This window comes from Oleiphilus messinensis, assembly GCF_002162375.1.
Classification (GTDB): Bacteria; Pseudomonadota; Gammaproteobacteria; order Pseudomonadales; family Oleiphilaceae; genus Oleiphilus; species Oleiphilus messinensis.
Map to the genome: position 1 here is coordinate 6,264,378 of NZ_CP021425.1, position 21,986 is coordinate 6,286,363.

General features: G+C 45.5%; 17 protein-coding genes. 4 read left to right on the forward strand and 13 right to left on the reverse strand.

The genetic code is table 11. The features are described 5' to 3' along the window. Positions 1–8: 8 nt before the first annotated feature. From asnB to OLMES_RS27330, 3 genes are read right to left on the reverse strand one after another with little or no spacing between them, the layout of a single operon-like run. Complete coding sequence (gene asnB / locus OLMES_RS27320) at positions 9–1,865, reverse strand: asparagine synthase (glutamine-hydrolyzing) (RefSeq protein ID WP_087464173.1); 1,857 nt, start codon at positions 1,863–1,865, stop codon at positions 9–11. Between the two features lie 3 nt (positions 1,866–1,868). After that, positions 1,869–3,032: a glycosyltransferase gene (locus OLMES_RS27325; protein WP_087464174.1), complete on the reverse strand. Its 1,164-nt coding sequence runs from the start codon at positions 3,030–3,032 to the stop codon at positions 1,869–1,871. Then, a complete protein-coding gene (locus tag OLMES_RS27330; protein ID WP_157678654.1) occupies positions 3,004–5,328 on the reverse strand; it encodes a hypothetical protein in 2,325 nt (774 codons plus the stop codon). Before OLMES_RS27330 ends, OLMES_RS27325 begins: the two co-directional genes overlap by 29 nt. Before the next feature lie 277 nt (positions 5,329–5,605). On the opposite strand from OLMES_RS27330, the gene OLMES_RS27335 reads away from it, so the two are divergent. From OLMES_RS27335 to OLMES_RS27350, 4 genes are read left to right on the forward strand one after another with little or no spacing between them, the layout of a single operon-like run. Next, the gene (locus OLMES_RS27335) at positions 5,606–6,415 is read left to right on the forward strand and encodes a class I SAM-dependent methyltransferase (RefSeq protein ID WP_157678655.1); all 810 of its coding nucleotides are present in this window, start codon (positions 5,606–5,608) and stop codon (positions 6,413–6,415) included. Between the two features lie 23 nt (positions 6,416–6,438). Continuing rightward, positions 6,439–7,407 carry a glycosyltransferase gene (locus tag OLMES_RS27340; RefSeq protein ID WP_087464177.1) on the forward strand — a complete coding sequence of 323 codons (969 nt, stop codon included), beginning with the start codon at positions 6,439–6,441 and terminating at the stop codon, positions 7,405–7,407. A 31-nt stretch (positions 7,408–7,438) separates the two neighbouring features. Continuing rightward, the gene (locus OLMES_RS27345) at positions 7,439–8,197 is read left to right on the forward strand and encodes a WbqC family protein (RefSeq protein ID WP_087464178.1); all 759 of its coding nucleotides are present in this window, start codon (positions 7,439–7,441) and stop codon (positions 8,195–8,197) included. A 36-nt stretch (positions 8,198–8,233) separates the two neighbouring features. Then, positions 8,234–9,304 (forward strand): sulfotransferase family protein, encoded by a 1,071-nt coding sequence (locus OLMES_RS27350; RefSeq protein ID WP_087464179.1) that lies wholly within the window; start codon positions 8,234–8,236, stop codon positions 9,302–9,304. On the opposite strand, the gene OLMES_RS27355 is transcribed toward OLMES_RS27350, so the two are convergent. The 10 genes from OLMES_RS27355 to OLMES_RS27400 form a co-directional block, all read right to left on the reverse strand. Beyond that, positions 9,301–10,611 carry a polysaccharide deacetylase family protein gene (locus OLMES_RS27355; RefSeq protein ID WP_087464180.1) on the reverse strand — a complete coding sequence of 437 codons (1,311 nt, stop codon included), beginning with the start codon at positions 10,609–10,611 and terminating at the stop codon, positions 9,301–9,303. The two genes, OLMES_RS27350 and OLMES_RS27355, sit on opposite strands and share 4 nt — an antisense overlap. A gap of 31 nt (positions 10,612–10,642) precedes the next feature. Continuing rightward, entirely contained in the window at positions 10,643–11,569 is a 927-nt protein-coding gene (locus OLMES_RS27360; RefSeq protein WP_087464181.1) for a sulfotransferase family protein, read from the reverse strand. A gap of 42 nt (positions 11,570–11,611) precedes the next feature. Continuing rightward, positions 11,612–12,358: a class I SAM-dependent methyltransferase gene (locus OLMES_RS27365; protein WP_087464182.1), complete on the reverse strand. Its 747-nt coding sequence runs from the start codon at positions 12,356–12,358 to the stop codon at positions 11,612–11,614. Beyond that, positions 12,345–13,823 carry an oligosaccharide flippase family protein gene (locus OLMES_RS27370; RefSeq protein WP_087464183.1) on the reverse strand — a complete coding sequence of 493 codons (1,479 nt, stop codon included), beginning with the start codon at positions 13,821–13,823 and terminating at the stop codon, positions 12,345–12,347. The genes OLMES_RS27365 and OLMES_RS27370 overlap by 14 nt, the downstream gene beginning before the upstream one ends. Then, positions 13,820–14,818 carry a hypothetical protein gene (locus OLMES_RS27375; RefSeq protein ID WP_157678657.1) on the reverse strand — a complete coding sequence of 333 codons (999 nt, stop codon included), beginning with the start codon at positions 14,816–14,818 and terminating at the stop codon, positions 13,820–13,822. Before OLMES_RS27375 ends, OLMES_RS27370 begins: the two co-directional genes overlap by 4 nt. 168 nt (positions 14,819–14,986) lie before the next feature. Next, complete coding sequence (locus OLMES_RS27380) at positions 14,987–16,054, reverse strand: beta propeller repeat protein (protein ID WP_157678658.1); 1,068 nt, start codon at positions 16,052–16,054, stop codon at positions 14,987–14,989. After that, positions 15,981–17,042, reverse strand: a complete 1,062-nt coding sequence (locus OLMES_RS27385; protein WP_087464186.1) for a sulfotransferase family protein — start codon at positions 17,040–17,042, stop codon at positions 15,981–15,983. Before OLMES_RS27385 ends, OLMES_RS27380 begins: the two co-directional genes overlap by 74 nt. Beyond that, on the reverse strand, positions 17,043–19,205 hold the full coding sequence (locus OLMES_RS27390) for an alginate lyase family protein (protein WP_157678659.1): 2,163 nt from the start codon (positions 19,203–19,205) through the stop codon (positions 17,043–17,045). 8 nt (positions 19,206–19,213) lie between these two features. After that, positions 19,214–20,488: a glycosyltransferase family 4 protein gene (locus tag OLMES_RS27395; protein WP_087464188.1), complete on the reverse strand. Its 1,275-nt coding sequence runs from the start codon at positions 20,486–20,488 to the stop codon at positions 19,214–19,216. Then, the gene (locus OLMES_RS27400) at positions 20,478–21,452 is read right to left on the reverse strand and encodes a sulfotransferase family protein (RefSeq protein WP_157678660.1); all 975 of its coding nucleotides are present in this window, start codon (positions 21,450–21,452) and stop codon (positions 20,478–20,480) included. Before OLMES_RS27400 ends, OLMES_RS27395 begins: the two co-directional genes overlap by 11 nt. Positions 21,453–21,986 lie beyond the last annotated feature (534 nt).

Below are 21,986 nucleotides of genomic sequence, written 5' to 3' on the forward strand. Positions count from 1 at the left end.
GATTCCAGTTACATATACATGGAACGCCACAAACACAAGTTCAAAAGTTTATTGAGCAGAAACCCGTGATCTCGTGTACCGGATTGATTTTCGGCCAGCAATTTCTCCAGTTGCCCTCGTTCGAACCAACCGGATTGCAAGTTTTCAGAATCGAGTAGAACAGCTTTTACAAATCCTGACATCGGCCCTCGCAACCACTGTTTAAAGGGAACTTCAAATCCTTGTTTTGGCGCATCAAGAATACTGTCTGGTACAGTGCCTCTTAGTGCAGCCCGAAGTATTCTCTTTTTTTCCAGCCCTTTCACTTTAAAATTAGCTGGCAACGAGGCTGCATATGATGCTAGCGCATTATCCGCAAATGGAACCCTGACCTCTATTCCCTGAGCCATACTTGGCCGATCAACCTTCTCAAAATATACATTAGGTAGGATGATATTCAAATCAGTTAACATGGCTCGCTGAACCTCATCCACTGTTGCAGTATCGTACTGAGTACGATACTGCAACAGTGGATCATAGGATTTAAGTTGTTCCTGCACCCCCTCGGAAAATACCCGACAAGGTTCAGAGTCTAGCTGCTCCTGACACATTAACCGCCCGTATGATGCAGCCGGATCGGGATCACTAAAAGCATCAAATGTCCGCATTGCTCGCTGTAATTTCCCAGAAGTGAAAAGTATTCGCCATACGGGTGATAGGACAGGCCAAAAACGCCGAATAAGCGCAGCATACCGCATCCGGGCATATCGATGATAACCACCGAAAAGTTCATCACCCGCGTCTCCCTGCAGAATCACTTTGACATGTGGCTTTATTGCTTTGCAAATGAGATAAATGGGTAAATTCGCATTGTCACCGAAGGGTTGATCATGACACCTTACCAGCTCAATGAATGTATCTTCGAGATTTACAGACTTGATCGTAAATTCATGGTGGTCTGACCCGATAGCGCGCGCTAATTCACGAGCCCTTGGTAGCTCGCTCTTGGCGGAGAAGTCAAAATCAGCGGAAAAGGTCTGCAGTTTACCGTTGTAATATTTTGCCGCAATTGCCGCGATTGCAGAGGAGTCAATGCCGCCACTCAGCATGACACCAACAGGGACATCAGCTACCAGGTTTTTTCGTACAGCGTCATCGAGCAACGCGGCAACCTGTGTTGTAGCCCCCTGATAATTATCCGTAACTGTCTGGTATACAGATAAGTCAGCAAACCGAGTTAGACTCGCAGAAGTTGCAGAAAACGTTAAACAGTGCCCAGGTAGCAGAGTATGGATATCATCATAAAATGTGCGCTCTCCAAGCGCAGCACCGTAATAAAGATATTCATGAAGTGCTTGAACATTCAAATTGATCGATAAACGGCGAGTTGCCAACAACGCCTTCAGTTCAGAGCCAAATAGGAGCTGCCGCTCACCAACAGCATAATAAACGGGCTTCACACCGAATCGATCACGGACGAGACACATTTCCTCTTTGTCCGTATCCCAAATCGCGAAAGCAAACATGCCCTCCAGTTTTGCAAAAGATGCCACCCCCCAGTACTGGTAGGCTTTCAGAACAACTTCAGTATCCGTATTTGAATAGAATCGCGCACCCTGAACAAGCAACGCCTCCTTCAAGTCTTGATAGTTATAGATTTCACCGTTAAAAACAATAACTAACCGACCCGATTCGTCTACCATCGGTTGATGGCCATGCTCAGAGAGATCCAGAATGCTCAAGCGCCGGTGCCCAAGCCCGGCGGGTCCCTTGATATAAATACCTTCATCATCAGGTCCTCGATGCTGAAGAGTGTCATTCATACACCGAATTTCATGCTGCGTCGGTGGCGAGACAAAGTCTAGTATTCCAGCTATCCCACACATGGATCATTCGCTCTCCAGCTTTGCCAACATGTCACGAGCCGTAACCTCGGCCAATGCATCCCAAGTATAGCCGGACTCAATAAAAGAACGGGCCGACTCAGCATTGGTATCGAATTCCTCTGGTGTTCGCAACAGAGCATAAATCAACTTCTCAGCATAATCTTCGGGATTATCGGCCTCTGCAAAGATCACTGCTTGGCAAGGTTTGAAAATAGCCATTGATGCAAGATTACTGGTCACCACGGTGCTACCACTACCCAAGTAAGTGAACATTTTAATGGGGGAAGTTCCTACATGTTTCATTATCCCGGATTCATCAAAGGCTGCAACACGGGGGCAGGTTAACACCTTACACTGATGTAGGAAGTGCTGAATTTGGTCTGGTTCAATGTACCCACTAAACTGCACAGCATGTTGAATTCCAAGACGTGCTACTTCATCTCGATAAAACGACTCTAGTTTACCCCTTCCAGCAATATAGAAACGAGCCATCGGTACCTTTTCCAACACGAAAGGCATTGCCCTGATAATCGTTTCAACCCCCTGCCAAGGCTCAAATGACCCCATAAAGCCAATCACAGGTTCATTTTTTCTGGGGTGGTGTACCGTAAAAGCACGACTTTCTTGAATTACACGTTGCTCACAGCCATTCGGGACTACGGTGAACAAATCCGATACCACCCCAGCTCGCTGACTCAAGTAATTTTTGATTTCTGGTGTAACTGCAAAACACCCGGTTGAGCGTCGGATTAACCAGTTCTCAAGCGCGACAGCTATCGGAACCAACCAACGATGATTGGCCTCCATTTCAATCAAAGTATTGAATTCAACAAAAAACGGTATTTTATGCCAAGCTGCGTACAATCCCGGAATCACATAGCTACGTCCGGCCCGAATATAAAAAGTATCCGGGCGACTTTTACGATTACGCAACAGCATCCAAGTACGCCATTGTTCCAGCAATTGATAGGGTAAGGACGCCCTTTTTTTTAGAACTTTTGTATGGTTTACCGATAAGTCTAAATGCGCCTCTGGATTTGCCGCTGCACTGATTAATTCAACATCCCAACCCAGCTTCTGAAATCCATGCACAATTCCTAATACGTGGTTCTTGCATCCCCCTTGTGCTCTATCCAAATCAATGGATGTTAAATATACGAGCTTCATATGCCTCCACTTTCATTCCAGCTTGAGGTTTTACTACAGAGGGGTGTTCATCTGTGCGATAAAGCTCAATTGAACGCAACTCATCACCTTCAGTTGTTTCTTTCAAATATAAAGTCAAGGTCACCATATCACCCTCAATGATATTAAAACGAACCCGTTGCGGCCCCGGGGAATAAGAGCTCCAAGAGCGCAAATTAAATAACTGGGATCCGAATGAATCCTTTACTTCAACAACTAGAGATTGTTTCATGTCAAAATCAATGCGAAGCTCGTAAGCTCCCGGATTCGCGAGCGGAGCCGGGAGAATCGCTAGCCCGGGTGGAGTTGAGCCTTGCTTTAACCAGTTCGACAGTGTTTCCGGCTTCAGCGAATGAACTTTTTCGATGGTAGGAAAATACTTTTGCCGGCGTTCAAAAGCCTGAAACCCCTTCTGCTGATATACTAAACTTGAAACCTCCAGTGCAAAAAAATGGCGGGCCCCCGAGGTTGACAATAATACATCCCACTCAACATTGGTCTGATAAATAACACGCTCAACATTCAGCAAAACCGCTGCATCAAATGCCTGTGCTGGATTAACGGCATTCAGCAACGGCATTACACCAGGGGCTAACCAATAAGAACGTACAGGACTACTAATAAAAGGCACAATAGGCATGTAATCCAACAGCGTGTATCCGTCTGAGACGGGCTCTACCTGGATATACTCCAACAGAGGAGACGAAATCGAGTTGGATCGCATTTTTTCCAGATCACGAGTCCATATTTTGTCATCGACCAAGTTGGAAATTAAGTGACGGTTGAACGGCTTTTCGGTGGGTACAGTCGCTGTCCACAGGAGTAGGGCCAAAGGCAAAAGAACGAGCGAACATGCCAACTTCAAAACTAAGTGGCGAGCGAGCCGTATTTCTGTCAATTTTGGCCATAACCACCCAATCATAATGACGATGCTAAATACCAAAAGTGGTGTAATCCCCACCCGATAACGAGTCGACCGGACTAACAGTTCTTGACCTGATAAATACACTATCAAGAGTAAATCCGACAAAATAACAGCCAACATGAATATAGTAGCAAAACTCGCTACGACCTGAATTCTGCATGAACGTGGCCAATACCGCCACTCTTTCATAAATTTGGGGAATGCCAGCAGCAATACGACAAACGTACCAAACCACACGAGGGCACCCGCGGTCATCCGATAGAATGGCTGATAAGCCAGTGAAAGCGGCCCGGATTCAAAGGCACCACGCCAAGACTCACGTATTGGCAGCAATGCACTGGAAACAGGATTAGCCACATCCAATCCACCCACATTAACCAGGTTGGGATAACCGTAGGGAGCAAACATTATCACAGCACTAACGAGGCCCAAAATTACACTTTTCCATGGAAACGCAGCACGAAGATAAGCGGTGGCAAACATAAAAATAATCGGGATCACAGCTAGAACGAGATTAGTTCGATGAAACCCCATCACCAAACCCAAAGTCAGTGCGGCAACAATCCATGGAGCAGACCGCTGGCTATGATCCATATTTCGTCGGTAAGCATAAAGGCAACAATAGAAAACCGAAAACACTGCAAACGCATTTTCTGACGCAACTTTTCCAAGATAGGTCCAGTACAGAATCGAATAGGATCCTAAAAAAAGCACTCCAGCAAACCAGAAATTTAAACTCCGAAGACCTCTATCGCCCGATACCGACCCACACACCATTGCCAACGTCACCAGCAGAAACCAGACATGAGGCAACATGTCAAAGAAGCTGTAGCCCTCACCCAGAAACAAACGATTAAATACCAGCAACAATAAATATCTGGGGCCATGGAAAGCGTGAACAAATTGAAGTTCTGCATGGGTAGGCTCAAGAATGAGTTTTACCGGATCAATAATACCCTGTGCATAAATTCGATCTGCCAGAAGCCGGTAGCAAATCGTATCCCAACCTTCTAGCAGCTGATCACTTGTTGCGAGTAAGATTAGAAACAAAGCCAATGCCGACAGACCTAATTTCAGAATCGAGCCAGGATATGTGCAGAATAATTCGCTAATGCCCTTTCTACCCCAAATCACTAAAAATAATGCCACACCAGACAAGACGATTTGCCAATTGAAATAGTTAGTGTCACCCGGATTGAGCAACAACCAAATTTCAAGTGTCCACGTTGCAGCCAGAGGCCCGACCCCCAGGGCAAAAGGAATGAGAATCGACTTGCTCGGCCGCCATTCCAGGCGGAGCAAGCACCCCATAAGAGCTAGCGGAAATATGATATAAGGAAGGACTAAGCCCAAAGACAACCCCTCTTACCAGTGGGCCAATTTACAGTACTATTGAAGATAGCTAACCCCAAGCGTTAGGCCAACAAATTCTGCCAATTTCTATTCCAACCTCATCTGATTTGGGTAAAATCATGATTTTAATCTAATATCAATAACAAAAATCCCTATAACATCGGATAAGTTAGTGCATCATAAGTTCGAATACCTGCCGCGCGCTCACTGTATTTGTGGCGCACTTGTGACAGATGATTCCGCGCAAATAACATGTCGCGACGGCCACACTCAATTCATGCCGTGTCGCAATTGCGGATCGTATATTCAATCACCCATTATTTCCGGGACCTCAGCAAAGCACTGGTATAACAGTGCTGCTTATCATGGATCAGCTCATGAAACAGACAGTATCTATTTGAAGTACTCATCCGGAGAGGCCAGCCGACGATCGGAAACACGCTACCGCTATAAAACTGATATTGCCCCGCGCCTGAAAAAAAACACACCGGCAAATATTCTCGAGGTTGGTGCAGCAACTGGAAGCTTACTGTCGGTGTGTAGGGAGCATGGTCACCAGGTAACCGGTCTGGATTTATCAGATCCATTTATACAACAAGCCAAAGAGCAAAATAATATCCATATTGATAAAATGGATTTCCTGGACTATCCAAGCGCGCCAGAAACGTTTGATATGATCATCATGCTGGGTACTATCTCCAATCTGCACAATCTTGATCAACACCTCAACAAAGCTCATAACATACTGACTCCTTCCGGGCTCCTGTACTTCAATCTACCTGTGGCCAATTCGGCAATAGCAACATTGTATGGTCGTCACTACTGGATGTTCACCCCCAGCGTAGCTCAATTCATGAGCCGAGCTGGCTACCGAACGTTACTCAAAAATCATGATTTCACAATCCTTTCAGAAGCTCTGGATCGCCAGAAACCGTCATATGCAAAGCTATTGGGTCACACAGGATTGCGACCACTTTATCGCATACTGAAAGCCCTGCGAATGGAATCAAAAAGTATCCCGATTTCCGTGCCCATTCCAGGAATCATACGTGTCGTTGCTCAAAAGGAGTCTCGCACTCTAGATTAACTGGTTCAAAGGACAAGTACCCAATGACCACATCCGAACAAATGCCAGCCAGACTTGATCTGTCAATCATCATTCCTGTATATAATGAATCATCGGGAGTCATATCCTGCTGGAAAGCAATTACCGAGACCCTTTCAAAATCCTCCATAAATTATGAAATCATCTTTGTTGACGACGGAAGTGAAGATGACTCTCTCAACAGGTTATTGAGCATAAATGATAATAAGGTTCATGTATTGAAATTGACTCACAATGTGGGTCAACAACGTGCCATGTTCACTGCTCTGGGACATTGTCGAGGTGCCACTGTAATCACCTACGATTCTGATTTGCAGTTTGCCCCGGAATGTATATTAGAACTACACCAACAAATCAGTTCCGGATATGATATTGCCGGTGGAATTCGTATAGCCCGAAAAGACGGCTTCTGGCAAAACAGGCTCCCTTCGATGATCGGCCAGTACTTGATCAACAAAGCGCTCGGTATTCGCCAACAAGATTTTGGTGCAGTCAAAGCCTATAGTTTTGCTCTCGTACAACGAATTATTCGTACGGCACGAGAACCCATTATTATTCCTGCAACTGCTTATGTAATTTCTCGCAACTTTATCGAAATCCCGGTTCAACATCAGGAGCGGAAGGAAGGGGTATCAAAATGGAGCACATTGAAGCGAATGGAGCTCTATTTCGATATTTATACACTCTACGCTGACCGGCCTTTTGCCTGGATTATGCTTATCGGCTTCGGCTGTTTCTTTCTTGGCGTTTTGCTTGGCTTTGGAATTTTATTATACAAGCTCTTTGTTCAACCACATTTTTCGGGTGTAATTATCTTCTTTGATGTCTTCCTGCTGATATTCGGCCTGCACTTTGTTTCACTGTCATTAATTGGTGAGTTTGTGGTCCGAATCCATCGAAAACGTGAGCAACATGAGACTAACCTCATCGAAACACACTACACAGGATCACGACTCACCGAAACTGCACCCTAAATAAACTTTACACCTTTGAAAACTTCAATATATGGATCGGAAAATTGGCATATTACAACCAGGTTATCTTCCTTGGAGCGGCTACTTTGATTTGCTCAGTGTGTCTGACCATTTCATACTTTACGATGATGTCCAATTCACCAAAAACGACTGGCGCAACCGAAATCGCTTGCTTCAGCGAGATGTTCCAGTTTGGATCAGCGTCCCCGTGCTTCACAAAAACAGGCTGAATAATACAATCCGCAACACACAAATTGCAGATTCCAGTCTATGGCGCAGAAAACACCTAGCCAAGATCAGGTCTTTGTATGGGAAAGCACCCTATTTTTCCTGGCTTTACCCAGAGTTGGAGCGATATTTAAACCAGGACTATCGATGGTTAATTGACCTATGCTGGGATGGCCACCAATGCTTAGGCTCTCTACTGCAAATATCAACACCAGTAGCCTTCTCCAGCGAGCTTGGTTTTAAAGGTTTGGGAAAAACAGAACGCCTCGTGGCACTGTGCGATGAACTGAAAGGTAATCACTATATTGCCACCAATGCCTCTGCAAATTACCTGGACCCTGAGTTGTTCGAACAGGCAAAGATCAAATTGAGCTATCAAAATTATGACCCAAAAGAATACTCACAAACACTGATGAATGATACTGTACCTGCACAACGCACTCATATCAGTCATCTCTCAGTCGTCGATCTTATGATGTTCGCTGGGCCAGAAGCAAAACAGATAATCTCCCACACGCCATTGTTCATGCGGTACACATCAACGAAGAAGAGTAAAAACTAAGCTCATGACTCAATACCAAAGCAGTCAAACCTGAACATGCATGACAATCAAGATTCAAACCAAACTCCTTTTATATTCATTGCAGGCTGTCCTCGGTCAGGCACTTACTTATTGGCTTCAATTCTGCGTCAGTACTTTGATATTGCCATACCAGTTGAGACACACTTTATTCCACTTTTTTATCGTTATAAAAACTTGTTTGGAAATCTCCAGCTCATAGCAAATCGACGACGCTTGCTGACCTGTATTTTTGAATTTCTCGAATTATTTACCGAGCATGCAGAGAAAGAACGAAATCGAAGAAAAATACGCCAGTACAGTATTCTGTCGGTGCAGCCTTATTTCGAACAGATTGTTGCGCAAAGCACCAGTTACAACGACATTGTGTCCTTGATGTTTCTGTATTACGCAAGAGCACAGGGTAAAGTCGTTGTTGGAGATAAAAGTGCCATATTCCACGCTGTCAGTCCTGAGACCCTCTGCGCCTCAGTAAATTTGCCAGTCAAGATCATTCATTTAATACGAGATGGGCGCGATGTCGCTCTTTCCTGGATGCAAATGTGGTCCGGGCCACCTTCCATCCCGTATGCGGCCATATCTTGGGCAAAACACATATCCGTGAATCATCATTGGGGGAAAAAACACCAGCACAACTACTTCGAGGTGCGATATGAAGACCTCATCCAAAATCCAGAGACAACAATCGCTCAACTTGGCGAATTTCTCGGTCTCCAGGCCAATTCAATTGATGCGTTGCAGCTTGGGGACGAACAAACAGCATTAATATCTAATTCAACCACGCATGCTAGATTAAATGGTCCGTTGCACACGGATAGTATTGAAAAATGGCGGAACAAACTCCGCCCACGGGATATAAATTACTTCAACCGAACACAGGGGAATCTTCTTACTCTGTACGGCTATAGCGTAGATCAGGTTCAGACATCATCAGAGATCAAATTTGCAACAGTCCGTGACGGCTTCCGTACGACCAGCGCGCGGCTCATCGCACATTTTTCTCCTCACCAAATTCGGATCAAGATTAAATTTTTGTTACCGCTTTGGCTCTATTTACGATATACATTGAAAAAGGTTCTTACCCGCTAAGGCTGCAAGCTAACCAAATGTTCCAGCAACTCAGGATAGAGTTTACGGTGGTATCCCTCATCAAATACATTGTTGTGCCACAGTAGCACTAATTCACCATTATAAGTCTTCACTTTATCAATCATATCAAGACACAGCTTTCTGGCTTGTGCATAGTCGAGATTTAAATAACGATTGTTGTGCAAAGTGCCATCCATGATGGATAACGGATGTATCCGAACTCCACTCTGCTTGAACTCAAAAGGGTTGAATCCGAAAAACGGTCTGCAGGTTCCCGCTCGATAGCCAATCACATCAGCATAGGCCAATGAGCTATCCTGTAGAATACCGATAGATTCCAAACATTGGATCCCCCCCATACCTCGCCACCGTAAATAGTGGTGACGATGCAAAATCACAGGACTTTGAAGTAAGCCCTCCAACTGCTGCTTTTCTGACTTCAACCGCTCGGGCTGGTCCGCACTGGCGTAACTGGAATGCAGACCAGACAATGCGCCATACCGTTTGACCAAAGCGATTACAGCTAAAGCTTCTTTTGAGCGGATTTCATAATGGAGATCATTGGGTCGGAGACCTCCAGCCATAAAATAATAAATGGCCTTGGCCTCAAAAGAACAACGCTGAATACATGCTTGATCAAGCTGTGCCATCCATTCAAAATGATCAAAAGGGTCTTTCAGATGACCCAGCCAGACTTGAATCGCTCGCCAGGGCTCAGAAATCGAGGCGCTTTTCAAGCCACGAAATATCGCTCTCGCTACCTGAAGCCACGAGCCATATTTAAACAAATGGTCTACATCATGACTCAATACCACATTAAACTTACGCTGATCCTGAATTCGGAGCCCAGCCAGATTAAACCATTTCATGAGCAGAATGCGATATTCATCCACGATAGGGCGACGCAAAATACCCGCTTTCAGTGCAAACGACTGCTGTCCGGTAAAACGCCCATGTTTATCCCGGTTCACATCCAGCATTTCCTCATAGCCTGTCAGCATAAAATAGGCAGAAGCAACAATATCACCATGAATACACAATAAATTTCCATGCCAGGAAATCACTGGTTTTCCATATAAAAGAGGAGTACCGTCAATGCTTTCCAGAGGTAAGCGAGGAAGACTTTCAAACTTCCCATATTGACTGAAAAAATCGCTAGGTATGATGCATAGAATTGCGTGTACCGGGGCACATTCCGGTGTGCCGTAATAAATTAATGGCATGACATCGGAATCAGCGTCCGTATCTGCCAACAACGTCTGGAGTACATAATGCACGCAGGCATTTTGATGCTCATCCGTTAGCATGACTCCCCCTCAAACAACTGGTATCCTAGCACTACAAATCATAGCCCAGCCATGTTGCCACCGAACCGGCTGTTTTCTGGAAATAGTCGCGTTGGCTCTGGCTTAGTTTGTCCTCCCAGGTATCAGGCTGTTTTAACTTGGTTGAAAATCGCATTCTGCTGTCATTTCCCAATACGTGGTAGGCCGGTAACGCTATATCATCAGACCATTCTTGTGGTTCGACTCCCAGAAAACCAAACAATCGATTCAGGGTTACTGCCGGAGACGCGCACAAATCTTCATACTTCACGATTTCAAACGGTATATTCATCCGTTGGGTGACTCGTATTGCCGTGGCAACGAACCGGGTCCAGGACAACACCGCATTTTCGAAGCTTTGCTTGTTCCGTTTTACATTAGACCAACCGACAGCTCTGCCATCACGAACCAACAAAATTGGCCTAACCTCCAACCCATTGGCGCTGTTCAGGTTCTCACACCGAATGGGTGCTTTGGACGAGTCGACAAATACACTCGCATTCTCGATTGCTAATGCAGCCTGCATCATCCGTACATTTTGTTCATGAACGCGATTAAGCATGTTTGCAGTGGGGGGGAAAATACGTAATGCGGCGTGACGTATGCGTTCCGCTACATCGGAGCGGAGCGAGGCGTTCATAACACGATACATCATCTGGTTACGAGTCCAGTAATAGCGAACTCCCAAGTCTGGAAAAGCCTTCTCTTCACCATCCACGGCCATACGCTTGGACAACGCTTGCCACCATGCACAATCCACAACCGGTGTACCACATGAACAAATGTATTCTCTGGCGCGATCCGCGTTGAAAAGCCACCAATCCGACCCTCCATGCGCTTCACCAGTGGTGGCAATTTGCGAATGAGCCCCCAACATCATTGCCAATAGGGTCGAGCCTGAATAGGCTGATGACATAATGTAACCAACTTTAACTTTCACCCGGTTAATCCTTTCCATTCAACTTAAATGCCTTCAATTAGCCTAAGTTTTTTCAGGTTTTTCGAGCGCAATCAGCATATGATAGGCTGAGGTAGCGTACAGCCATTTCAGCCAGGAAGGCCGCTTTCGCCAGGGCTCAGGCGCAGACCCATCACGCTTTCCGGAGCCAAAAATAGACTGGCGAAGTTTTCGGTATACACGTCGCAACAAGCGAGGCAACCAAAGCAATTCATATCCATCCATATCCAAGACCCGAAATCCAACACGTCGGCTTTGAGTAACGTAAGTGTCCGCAGATTTAAACTTGACGTCACGAAGGTGGATCTCACCACCGAATTTTCGATTCAAGCGCCGCTCCCAGGTAAATGGCGAGTGCACAGTATGAGCAGAGAATACGACCTTTCCACCAGGTTTTAGTATGCGATACAACTCTGCAAACCCCTCTGCTGGATCATCCAAATAGAGGATAACTCCCAGACAATAAATAAAATCTACTGAATTATCTGCAAGGCCAGTTTGAGAGATACTCGCTTTACGATAATTAAAGGTATTCCAGGTATTAAGTTCATCAAACAAATCAATGCCTTGTATTTTCTCATAGCCACGTTGGTGCCAATACATAGCGAGTTTGCCATCACCACAACCCGCATCAAGTATCACGCTCTTCTTGTCCTGCGGAATATACTGACCAATGTAACGTAACCTGGGATCATTGGAACGCTCCAAAAGCCGCCCATTTCGCGCCACATGCCGGGACAGATAGATGTCGCTAATTTCATGATGATCCATTACTGAGTCCCCTTCGCTTTATTGTTATCAAATGAGATTTAAGGCCGATGAACGCGGCAATACCAGTAGTCCGGTATGTAAGAAGTAGAATAACGAGGTAAACACACGTCACCATGATCATTCTCATCAAGATATGATCAATTTGTTTACAAAGTAACGATGCCCCGGCCGCAATCAGGGCACAAAATAGAATTTTAGACAATAACCGAAAATTGAAGCCCGAAAACATCCAGACTCCAAGTCGCCAACGCACCAATAGCAGATGCAAGGGGATTTCTACGCAATAGGATGCTATCAGTGTCCCATAAACCGCTCCCATGTATCCAAACTCAGGAATTAACACCCAGTTCAAACTCACACCCGCGATTACAGTAATCAGCAAGACCAATGGTAGAAACTGTGGGTTACCACCGGCAACCAAAAGGTTTCCATAGTTGGCCATTCTGCCGAATAACAACAATAAATACAGTTGAAAGGGCAATACGGCCTCTGCATATGCGGCGGTAAATAAAAACGGAATCACGTCATCCGCCAGCACTAGCCCCAGGATCATAATCGGAATCATAAATACAGCGACTTTCAAAAGCGCGGATTGCCACAAATGCACAAGATCCACCAGCCGGCCTTGTAGATAAAACTGCCTTAAGTCGACCAGTGTCACAGTCGCGACGGACCCTGTAATCATAGCCACAACAGGCAATTGCTGAGCACCAATCACAAAAACAGCAAACTCTTCTGGAGTCCCCATGGATGCTACAAACAACTTGTCTAATTGCACCTGAACCGCACCCAGAACGGCAGCGATTCCAACGGGTATTGCAAACTTTACCTGAGCGACCAGACTCTTATAGTTTGGCCAAAGTTGACCAGAGCAACTCCGATACATCAACCCGAGCGCCCAAGGCAAAACCAAAAATCCACTGATCGTCAAGCCTACAAGCGCCGCACTGGGTGTTTGCCAGTAACATGCCCCCAACAAAACCATAACCAAAGCAATGAATCGACTGACTACCGTAAACATGGGCACCTGCTGTACTTTATTCATTGCCGTAAGGCACGCTGGCAAGGCTAAAATAGGCAACGCTACAAGGGAATAAGGTGCGAGATAATTCAGCAGTGAGGCGAGTCCCGGATTATTAAACTGATCAGCCAGCAGTTTATTGCCACCAAGCAGTAAAAAAAGGCTGAATAACATTCCCATAAAGGTAAGAAGTATTAGGGTTTCACCTAACAATCCACGGGAGCGCACCGTTTCACCTGCCATGAAATAAAGTGGAGCCCGGTGCAAACCCAAAGCGAGAAAAGGTAAAACAAAGGTAAACGCGAGTACGGCTTGACTGAAAGAAGCGAAATCCTGTTTATCAAATACCCGGGTTAACACCACTACGCAAATCACACCAATTAGCGCATTTAAAAACTGCCCCAGCGCAAGGATTGCCGATTTAAGCGTCCTTGATATGATCATGCAACATTCGACTTGCGATCAATAACCGTTTGATAGTCATAGTATTCAATTTCGCGAACCGAACGACTCAAATCGGTATGACAGGACAAAGGCTGGCTTAAAGGGTCCCGGCGGAATGCCAGGAGAGAATGGGTCACGGCCAATTCCTCAGGAAGGTAATCTTTGAATCGTGCTGCCAACTTATGCTTGGCAATACGCTTAACATCCTCACGATCAATGTAACTTTTGATATGTCGGGCAGACAATCCCAGCATTTCAAACAAACGAATGAATTCACACTCTCGAAGGCGGTTTTGGGAGTTGAAGCGCCCGGAAATCAGCTTTGTAAAAGTAAAATCACTGTAGTATAAGTAATGAAGACGCCACAACGATTGATCAACATGGCGCAGAGCATTAGCATCAAATAGATCCAACTTGTGAAAGAAACTAATATCGCTTGAGAACCAATCCTTATTAAGCCTTTGTAAATTTGTGACTAATATTGACTCAGGAATCCGTTGCAAAACTGAATTACTATAGAAAATATCGATCTTGACTGAAGGACCATTAAACCGTTCCGGAGAACAGTCAGGTGCAATTAAGTAGTGGACGTTGAACGCTTTAAGCAGTTCAGAATTTGGCGCCTTATCAACATAGACTCGCTTGAGAACTGCAATCCGTTCATCATGAACTGCCGACTCACTCTCCGTTCCCAACAATTTGAGCATATCAGGATGCTCCAGACACTGCTGAATACTCTTCCGAAAATTTGGGTAGGACAAGTGCCCATGATGATCAAAAGTATATATTTCCCTGGCCCCGGCGAGATAAAACAGAATAATATCGATACCGTGCCAACCTGTACCCCATTCAAGGATGCACTTATTGCGGATGCGAACACCGCAGGTACTTTGCATTAGTTCAAGATTCTCGATACCCGACCGAATCCGTGCTTCGAAGTTTACACGGGATTCGATCGCCCCTCCTCTAATCAATCGGGTCAACTGTTCGTTCAACCTGAATCCGAGAGCTCCGGGTAAAAGTCCGATCAGATTTTGTAGTAAAACTTTTACCCGCCAATTACGAGCCAATTTTCGTATCAAACTAAATGTTCTCATATATGTAATAGGCCAAATAACCTAAACCCTCACCAATGCGCTCATTCAGAGCTTTATTCTAAATCATCATGTCAGTGCATTGTCTGGCTCTGGAACATATTCCCGCTCTTGCCATGCCTGTTTCAGGTCAAAAACCAACATACAGCCATCAGAGCCGACTACAGCTTGCCCGAAAGCATACAAGATAGCAGTGTGATTCACTCCCGATGGAAACAAGTATGTCCCATACTGAAAATACCGCATATGCCACCGATCTTTAGTAGCTTGATGCAAAATTTTCCATCGTTGACCATCTTTGCTGAAATAGATGTACACACGCTGCGAATGATTTACATCACTTGGCTCAACCACAGTGGCAAAGATATAAAAGTCGGCGCACACCGTACTGTAAAATACACTTCCAGGTAAGTCAGCCGTGTGTTTGCACAGACCTGTCGCCGGATCCAGCCATTGCGCGACATTATTATCAACTTCAGTGTCTGTGGGCAAAATAACTCCATCAGACAACGGTATCAAACTGACTGCCCTGGCACGCTGAGAACCGGTTAAAACCGGTTTCAGGTAAGCAAACGAATCCGTAGTCAAGTAGACCCCACTTTCATGATCCAGATCGCCAGTCAATACCCACAGTCCCCGGCGAAATGAATCCCAATAAACACCATGCACATGTCGCACTGCGCCATCAGGAAATGTGTGCACTACAGACCAAGTGTTTCCCTGATCCAGAGAACGAAATATATGGACAGACGTTCGCTCCGGGTTACTGAAGTACTCTCCAAAATATAACCTATTCCCTTCATCCACACATATATTGAGCGGTCTCGAGCCACGGACAAATCGATAGGTTTTCCGAAACTCCTGTTCTCCCTTGGCCCTGCAGTAGATCCCGCTCTTCAATACAGCGACCTGGCTACCATCCGGGAAAACATGAAAGTGATGAATACCTTCTCGAAACAATCGCGCCAGCAGCCTGAACTGCACTTTCAAACTGTGTTTAAAACCCGGACGTAACAAACCCTGTTTGACGTAGGTGGCACCACCGTCATCAGAGCAAAACAGTCTAAATCCTCGACTTGCCCAGAGACGGCCCGAGTCGTCCAGATGTAGGGGTCGAACTCCCCTTCTCTTTGCCATTTTCATACTTTACGACCTTGACGATTCGGTAAATCAGCTGCCCCATTGCAAAAATCACTGTCCACACCCGGATCTTACAATGCCCCCAGAAGGAAAGCCTGTCTTCTGTTGGGCTGTAGTTTCCCATTCCCATTACTTGACTACACAGTTTTTCAGTCAACACACATTGGTATGCAGTCAAGTTCTGACGCCATTTTTGGCTGTTTTCAGGGAGGAGTGGACCAAACGTTTCTTTTTTCCATTCCATTTCAGATTCGGAAACTAACTCACCACTAACCTTGGCATATCCAAGCATGCTTACATCATAACTCAGAGACAGAAACTGGCAGATGCGGTGAAGCGTATTGGCAGGGTCAGAGATAAGCGCCTCATACGAGCACTCATGGTAGTTTCCCGGCATCCTGTTTTTGCCGTCAGCAACGCCCATTTTAATTTGTACACTATTCGCAAACAGGTGCCACATTACCGGTTTTGATCTGGACCACGCGGCTTTACGTTTGGAAAGTAAGACATCTCTGGGGTCTCGATAAATATGAATCACTTTCGCATCCGGGAAAATACGCCAGATCAACATCATCCATTCCAGACACCGAGGGTCTTTATCACCAACCCATGGAATGAAGGTCTTTTCATCTGCCTTTCGCTTCTGTATGTAGGTCGATAGCAGGTAGCGATAGAACGCACTACCCGTAGCCTCTTTGCAAACGCCTTTTTCCAACTCAACTAAACTCAAATTCAGACGCTGAATTTTTTCATCTTGAGCCAATACTTCAACCAAACCGGATATTCCAAGTTGCTGACGCAATTGCCCATATTTACCATTTGCTACGTAGCGACGAAGGAAACTGGTTTCTGGAGGAAACATAATATCAGGATGAGCATGAAGCATACTTTGCAACAGGGATGTCCCTGAACGCCCTACACCCACAACAAACACGACATTGTTGAATTCTTCCTTTATCTCAGAATCTTCGTGTTTTGTATTCATTTATTGTGCTCTTAACAACTCGTCAATTGCGACATCAATTCGACCCGGAATCTGTACCGTATTACCGGTAACGACCGCATCTACCAGATCGAACTGACCAATCGCCGTAAGTATGACAGCGCCTGACGTAACCCAACCTCGGAGATGAATCGTTGATGCATGCTCAAACTCACCGTAGTGCCGGGAAAAACTCGCATCCGGGAAATGCTCACCTGCTTCCACCAAATGCTCCTGCACATCGGGTAATGAACAGAGCCAGGATAACGTCAACTCATCCTTGTGCACTGGAACACTATAAACACCTCGTTTTACGTTATGAGCCGGATACGCACCCAAATGCCAGGCCAAATCAATATTCACGGGTGAATCTGTCTGGACATAATCAATCACATAACAACCTTGATCCACCGGTAAACACCAGCGGTAATGATAGGTAAGCCGATCTTTTCGTGAATATCCAGAGTGATAGCCGCCAAACAACTCACCAGGCAGCCCCTTCTGTGCGATACCGTGCGCCCAGTCCAGAAACAGGAAAGGTCGATAAGGGTTCATTTGGCTTTGCATATCGATCTGGATGGTATTATGACCCGCCGTACCACGGTACCACTCATGAATCTTAGGATCGGCATAGCATCCTGATCCAGCATCTACCAGAACATTGTTGCCTTTCCACCAAAAATCAAAATGCAATTGATCAGCCTGTTGACCGTAGCGAGACAACACTGGACCACAACGCAAAACACCGGACCAATTTTGCCGACGGTGGAGCATCAATCCAGCCTTGCTGAAGCAGTGCAAGCCCGGTTGATCCGAGTGCGCCGAATTCAGCTGAACCTGACGATTACGATGACCGGACAGTCCCAACCAGATTAATGCTTCATCCCACGGGCCGGGTTCAAGTGCTGTGTTTTGATCCAGGATACGGTTAACTACCGCCAATATTGGTCTAAAATCAGCAAAATCCGTTTCGCACCATGGCACAAAGTAAGCACCATCATTTGGTCCCCAATTTGGTAATTCACCTTTTTTTCCAACCTGCATCACTGACAATAAAGCGCGAGACATCACCAGTCGGTTGTCAATCAGACTCAACAAATCAGTATCCTGATCCAATTGAGCAAGTTTACGGACCCAAGTCAAATAGCCTAACGCCAATCGGTGGTAATTATGTGAGGGCTGTATATAGCCACCATCCTCATGCCATTGACTTTCCAATACCTCAATCAAATATGCCCGCCCTCGTTTTCGCCACTGAGCAGCTTGAGGCAGTCCGGAAAACAAGATACTCGGTAGATAGAATCCGAGAATTCCGGCCAGGTAATGATTGTTGGAAATACAACGACGAGCAAACTCAATATCTTCAAAACAAAAATACGCGCAACAGCTGATTTGATCCATCAAAGTATCAAACCACGACTCAGTCAAAAGTCCAGCATGCTCTAGAACATAAAGTGTGTATATTGCCATCAAACCACGGATGGCCACCTCCTGCTCGCTGACCCAGTGAGGACCTTGATTAATCGGATTCAGCTCTGAAAAAGACTGCCACTGTGCCATCAACCGATCGATCAACTGAATATCTTTACTGACTAGATAGGCACGCACAATATCAGGAACATGCAGAAACCGAGCGAACTCCCAACAGTTTTTGATATCACCCGTCGGACCAGGCTTGGCACGTTGCAACACTTCACTCGCATGGCAAGGTTGCCAACGGTAGCCCGACTTTGGATCAATAAACCAATCTATCGGCCAACTGTAGTCCGCTCGCCATCCTCGAAACGCCAGGATTTTACCAATAGCCGCGTCTCGACCTCGCTCAAGGATTCTGATGCGGTCAGATGCAGTGAGCTGCGTATACAAAAAATCTTCAATCTCCGAGAGATTTTCGCCAATAAAGGGCTTTTGATTCTCCCGCCACACTTCCATTGTAAAAGCACCGTTGTTGCGAAGCCGTGAACCTAAGGTGGTAGTGGCTCGCACCGGGTGTTGCATTTTGGCTAATCCAGATTTCTGAGACAGGACTCGCTTAACTCGAAAAAGAAACGCGGCGCTACCGATCAACTGTATTTCTTTAAGGAGTCCAGAGGCCCGCTTAAAAGGATTTTGCAGAGTACTGGGTTGATGTGATTTTGCAGACATGGAACTTGATGTTACAGGCATTAAACTGATCAGCACCTCGCATCAGACGTCGTCAATTGGGTACAGAGTTTATGCAGTTTGGTCGCAAGCGACTTGAAGTTCAGTTCTTCGCGTGCATACAAGAGGCCAGCCTGTCCCATTTTTTTGCGTTCCAAGACCGATTTTGATTTTAATTCAAGCACAGCAGTCACTAACTCCTCTGGGCTGTCAGGTTTGACCTTCACACCAGCACCAATCCCCGTAACCGGATCAAAACTGGAATTTATGCCGTAGATTACGGGTTTGGCACTGGCCAGATAATCCATTAATTTATTCGGGGTCGGTCCGTATTTAAACAGGGGCAAGTCCTTTAACCCCATGTAGGCAACGTCAATTTCTTGATAAAACCCCATAATGACATCTTTATTGACATACTCATAAAACCTGAGGTTCTGCAATTCATGCTGCTCAGCCATCTCAACAATTCGCGCTTTATCCGGTCCTTCACCAACCAAATAGAAAAGTACATCATCTATCCCATGTTCTCGCAATCGGATACATGCCTGAACAATACACTCCAGAGGATTTGCCAAACCATGGCTGCCCGCATACCCCACAATAAAATAACCCTGCTTCCGCAAGGATCGAATCTCATCATTTAATGGATGCTCTAAGGTTACCGATTCAACCTCTCCATTGTCACTCAACTCTATACCGTTTGGCAGGTAGGCGAAACGATCTTTCTCGAGCCCTTGAGCAAACATATATTGATCTGCAGAGTGCCAAAGTGAAATGACTAAATCTGAATTCCGATACGCAATACGCTCGAGCCAACCAAACAGCTTACTTAGAGGATGGCGGGCACTAATTGACCCCAACTCCACTAGCATTAAGGGCCAGAGATCACGGACCTCAAAAATGACCGGCACTTTAAACTTACGTTTCAAATGCATCAGATTCATAACGATAAAAGGATGTGGCGTTGATCCCATGACAATACCTGGGCGGCCGATCAAGCGGGTAATACGATTACTAAAAAAAACGAGGCGAGCCGTGAAAGCAACCGTATTCCATAACCGGGCCACACCATTCCCCTCATAGCGGGGAACTTTTATCCATAAAAATTGAACACCATCTACTTCTTTCAGCAAAAAGGAATCTTCAACTGATGGCGGTTTCGTATACAAATGATGAAAAGAGGCACTGATAATTGTCACCTTATGACCTAACTTGACAAGATGACGAGCCAGAAAAAAATGACGGTATTCCATGCCATGTTCAAGATTGCCACTGTAATGATTGATAAGCCAAATATCAGGATACATAGCCAAGTTCCTGCAAAACTTCACCGGCTACGGAATATATAATCTTCAGCTCTTCACTTGAAAAAGCTTCCCGCCATTTATCAGCACTGCCGTCATTGATCTGGGTACAAATATGCTGTTGAAAATCGGGAGCAGTCGGATCAATATCCAAAAAAGAGGCGATACTATTGAAAACATTTTCTGGATCAGCCACAACATCTTCATAACGAATCTGCATGATTTGTTCAGCAGGTATCCGGCTGGCAAAAGCTGATTTCACAGAAACCTGCCACTGTTTAGCGCAAACACCAACCAAAGGTAACACATCCATATCTGATGCTAATTCTGGCCAAACTGGTCCCCAGCTCATTGTGTGCCCACGCCCACTCACAGCGCCTTTAATTCGGTTAAGTCCATATTCTAGTGCCATTTTTGGTAGACGTGACAAGGGAATAGTTCCTGCTTTTTTCATCAAGTAGCCCGCCTCTGGTTTCGCCTGCCAACGGATCAGCGCCGAAGCGACAACCGCCCGTCCATCCCGAACAATATGAACTATTTTGGCATCAGGGAGTACTGCATGGACAAAATCAATACGCATAACATTGGCCGCTGTTTTTTCTATCAGCCTTTTTTTCCCAGTGCTAGCCAAAATGCGAGCAAGTTCACTACGAATATATTGCGCATTTTCAGGGGTAAAATGCACCTGAGCATCGAGCATGTCGTGTTTAATATTACTGATGCCATAGTGCCAAAGCCCATTCATTTCATACGGAACGAGCCCCAAATCCGGATGCCTCGATAGTGCATCCCGCATCATTGTTGTGCCGGAACGAGCAGCTCCGACAATTATTACCGGATTAGAAAGATTAGAGCCGATTGCCTTACCCTCAGTGAATTTCCCTTTATTTTGAAGCACTAAAACACAAAAATTGCGCTCGCTGAGTATGGCCCATAAAAGAAATTTTCGCCAACTGGGCGAAGTCAAAATGCACTACACGCAAAAGACTGGCCCAGTTTTCCCTAGACAAAAAATGTCAGTCAGGTGTCAAAAAGTGTGAGAAATTGATTCGCGTCTTAAACTCGGTGTGACTTCCTCAGCATTCGTTTTCTGAACAGGCCGAGCAGAATCTGAGTATCTGCCAACCTGTAAAAGACATCTACTTTCAAAACTTGAACAGAATTCCAATCCTCACCGTGATCCTTTCCACGAAATGGCTATGTATTCAAGCTGATATCGCGATACTGGAGCAATACTTGCGATTGTTTTGGAAAGTCCCACGAGACAAACAAATGAGAACGAAGAAAGCCGCGGCTTTCAGAAAACTAGACTTCTGAATCAGAATCTTAAGGAATCAACAATGAACAATATTATTAAATCAGTTTATAACTTGACCTATTACCTTATGGAAAAACTTTCCTTGATAGGCGCATTTGTACTCGCCCTATATATCTGTAATCCAGGCGGCATACTCGGTTGATTACCTAAGAAGCCTACACTCCCAGAAGCATGCCACATGGG

What these genes read in the sequence shown, in the direction of transcription:
- OLMES_RS27325 (WP_087464174.1), bottom strand. Translation starts at nt 3,032, where the DNA reads ATGAAGCTCGTATATTTAACATCCATTGATTTGGATAGAGCACAAGGG.
- OLMES_RS27335 (WP_157678655.1), top strand. Translation starts at nt 5,606, where the DNA reads ATGCCGTGTCGCAATTGCGGATCGTATATTCAATCACCCATTATTTCC.
- OLMES_RS27345 (WP_087464178.1), top strand. Translation starts at nt 7,439, where the DNA reads ATGGATCGGAAAATTGGCATATTACAACCAGGTTATCTTCCTTGGAGC.
- OLMES_RS27340 (WP_087464177.1), top strand. Translation starts at nt 6,439, where the DNA reads ATGACCACATCCGAACAAATGCCAGCCAGACTTGATCTGTCAATCATC.
- OLMES_RS27370 (WP_087464183.1), bottom strand. Translation starts at nt 13,823, where the DNA reads ATGATCATATCAAGGACGCTTAAATCGGCAATCCTTGCGCTGGGGCAG.
- OLMES_RS27380 (WP_157678658.1), bottom strand. Translation starts at nt 16,054, where the DNA reads ATGGCAAAGAGAAGGGGAGTTCGACCCCTACATCTGGACGACTCGGGC.
- OLMES_RS27385 (WP_087464186.1), bottom strand. Translation starts at nt 17,042, where the DNA reads ATGAATACAAAACACGAAGATTCTGAGATAAAGGAAGAATTCAACAAT.
- OLMES_RS27390 (WP_157678659.1), bottom strand. Translation starts at nt 19,205, where the DNA reads ATGCCTGTAACATCAAGTTCCATGTCTGCAAAATCACATCAACCCAGT.
- OLMES_RS27355 (WP_087464180.1), bottom strand. Translation starts at nt 10,611, where the DNA reads ATGCTAACGGATGAGCATCAAAATGCCTGCGTGCATTATGTACTCCAG.
- OLMES_RS27395 (WP_087464188.1), bottom strand. Translation starts at nt 20,488, where the DNA reads ATGTATCCTGATATTTGGCTTATCAATCATTACAGTGGCAATCTTGAA.
- asnB (WP_087464173.1), bottom strand. Translation starts at nt 1,865, where the DNA reads ATGTGTGGGATAGCTGGAATACTAGACTTTGTCTCGCCACCGACGCAG.
- OLMES_RS27350 (WP_087464179.1), top strand. Translation starts at nt 8,234, where the DNA reads ATGCATGACAATCAAGATTCAAACCAAACTCCTTTTATATTCATTGCA.
- OLMES_RS27365 (WP_087464182.1), bottom strand. Translation starts at nt 12,358, where the DNA reads ATGGATCATCATGAAATTAGCGACATCTATCTGTCCCGGCATGTGGCG.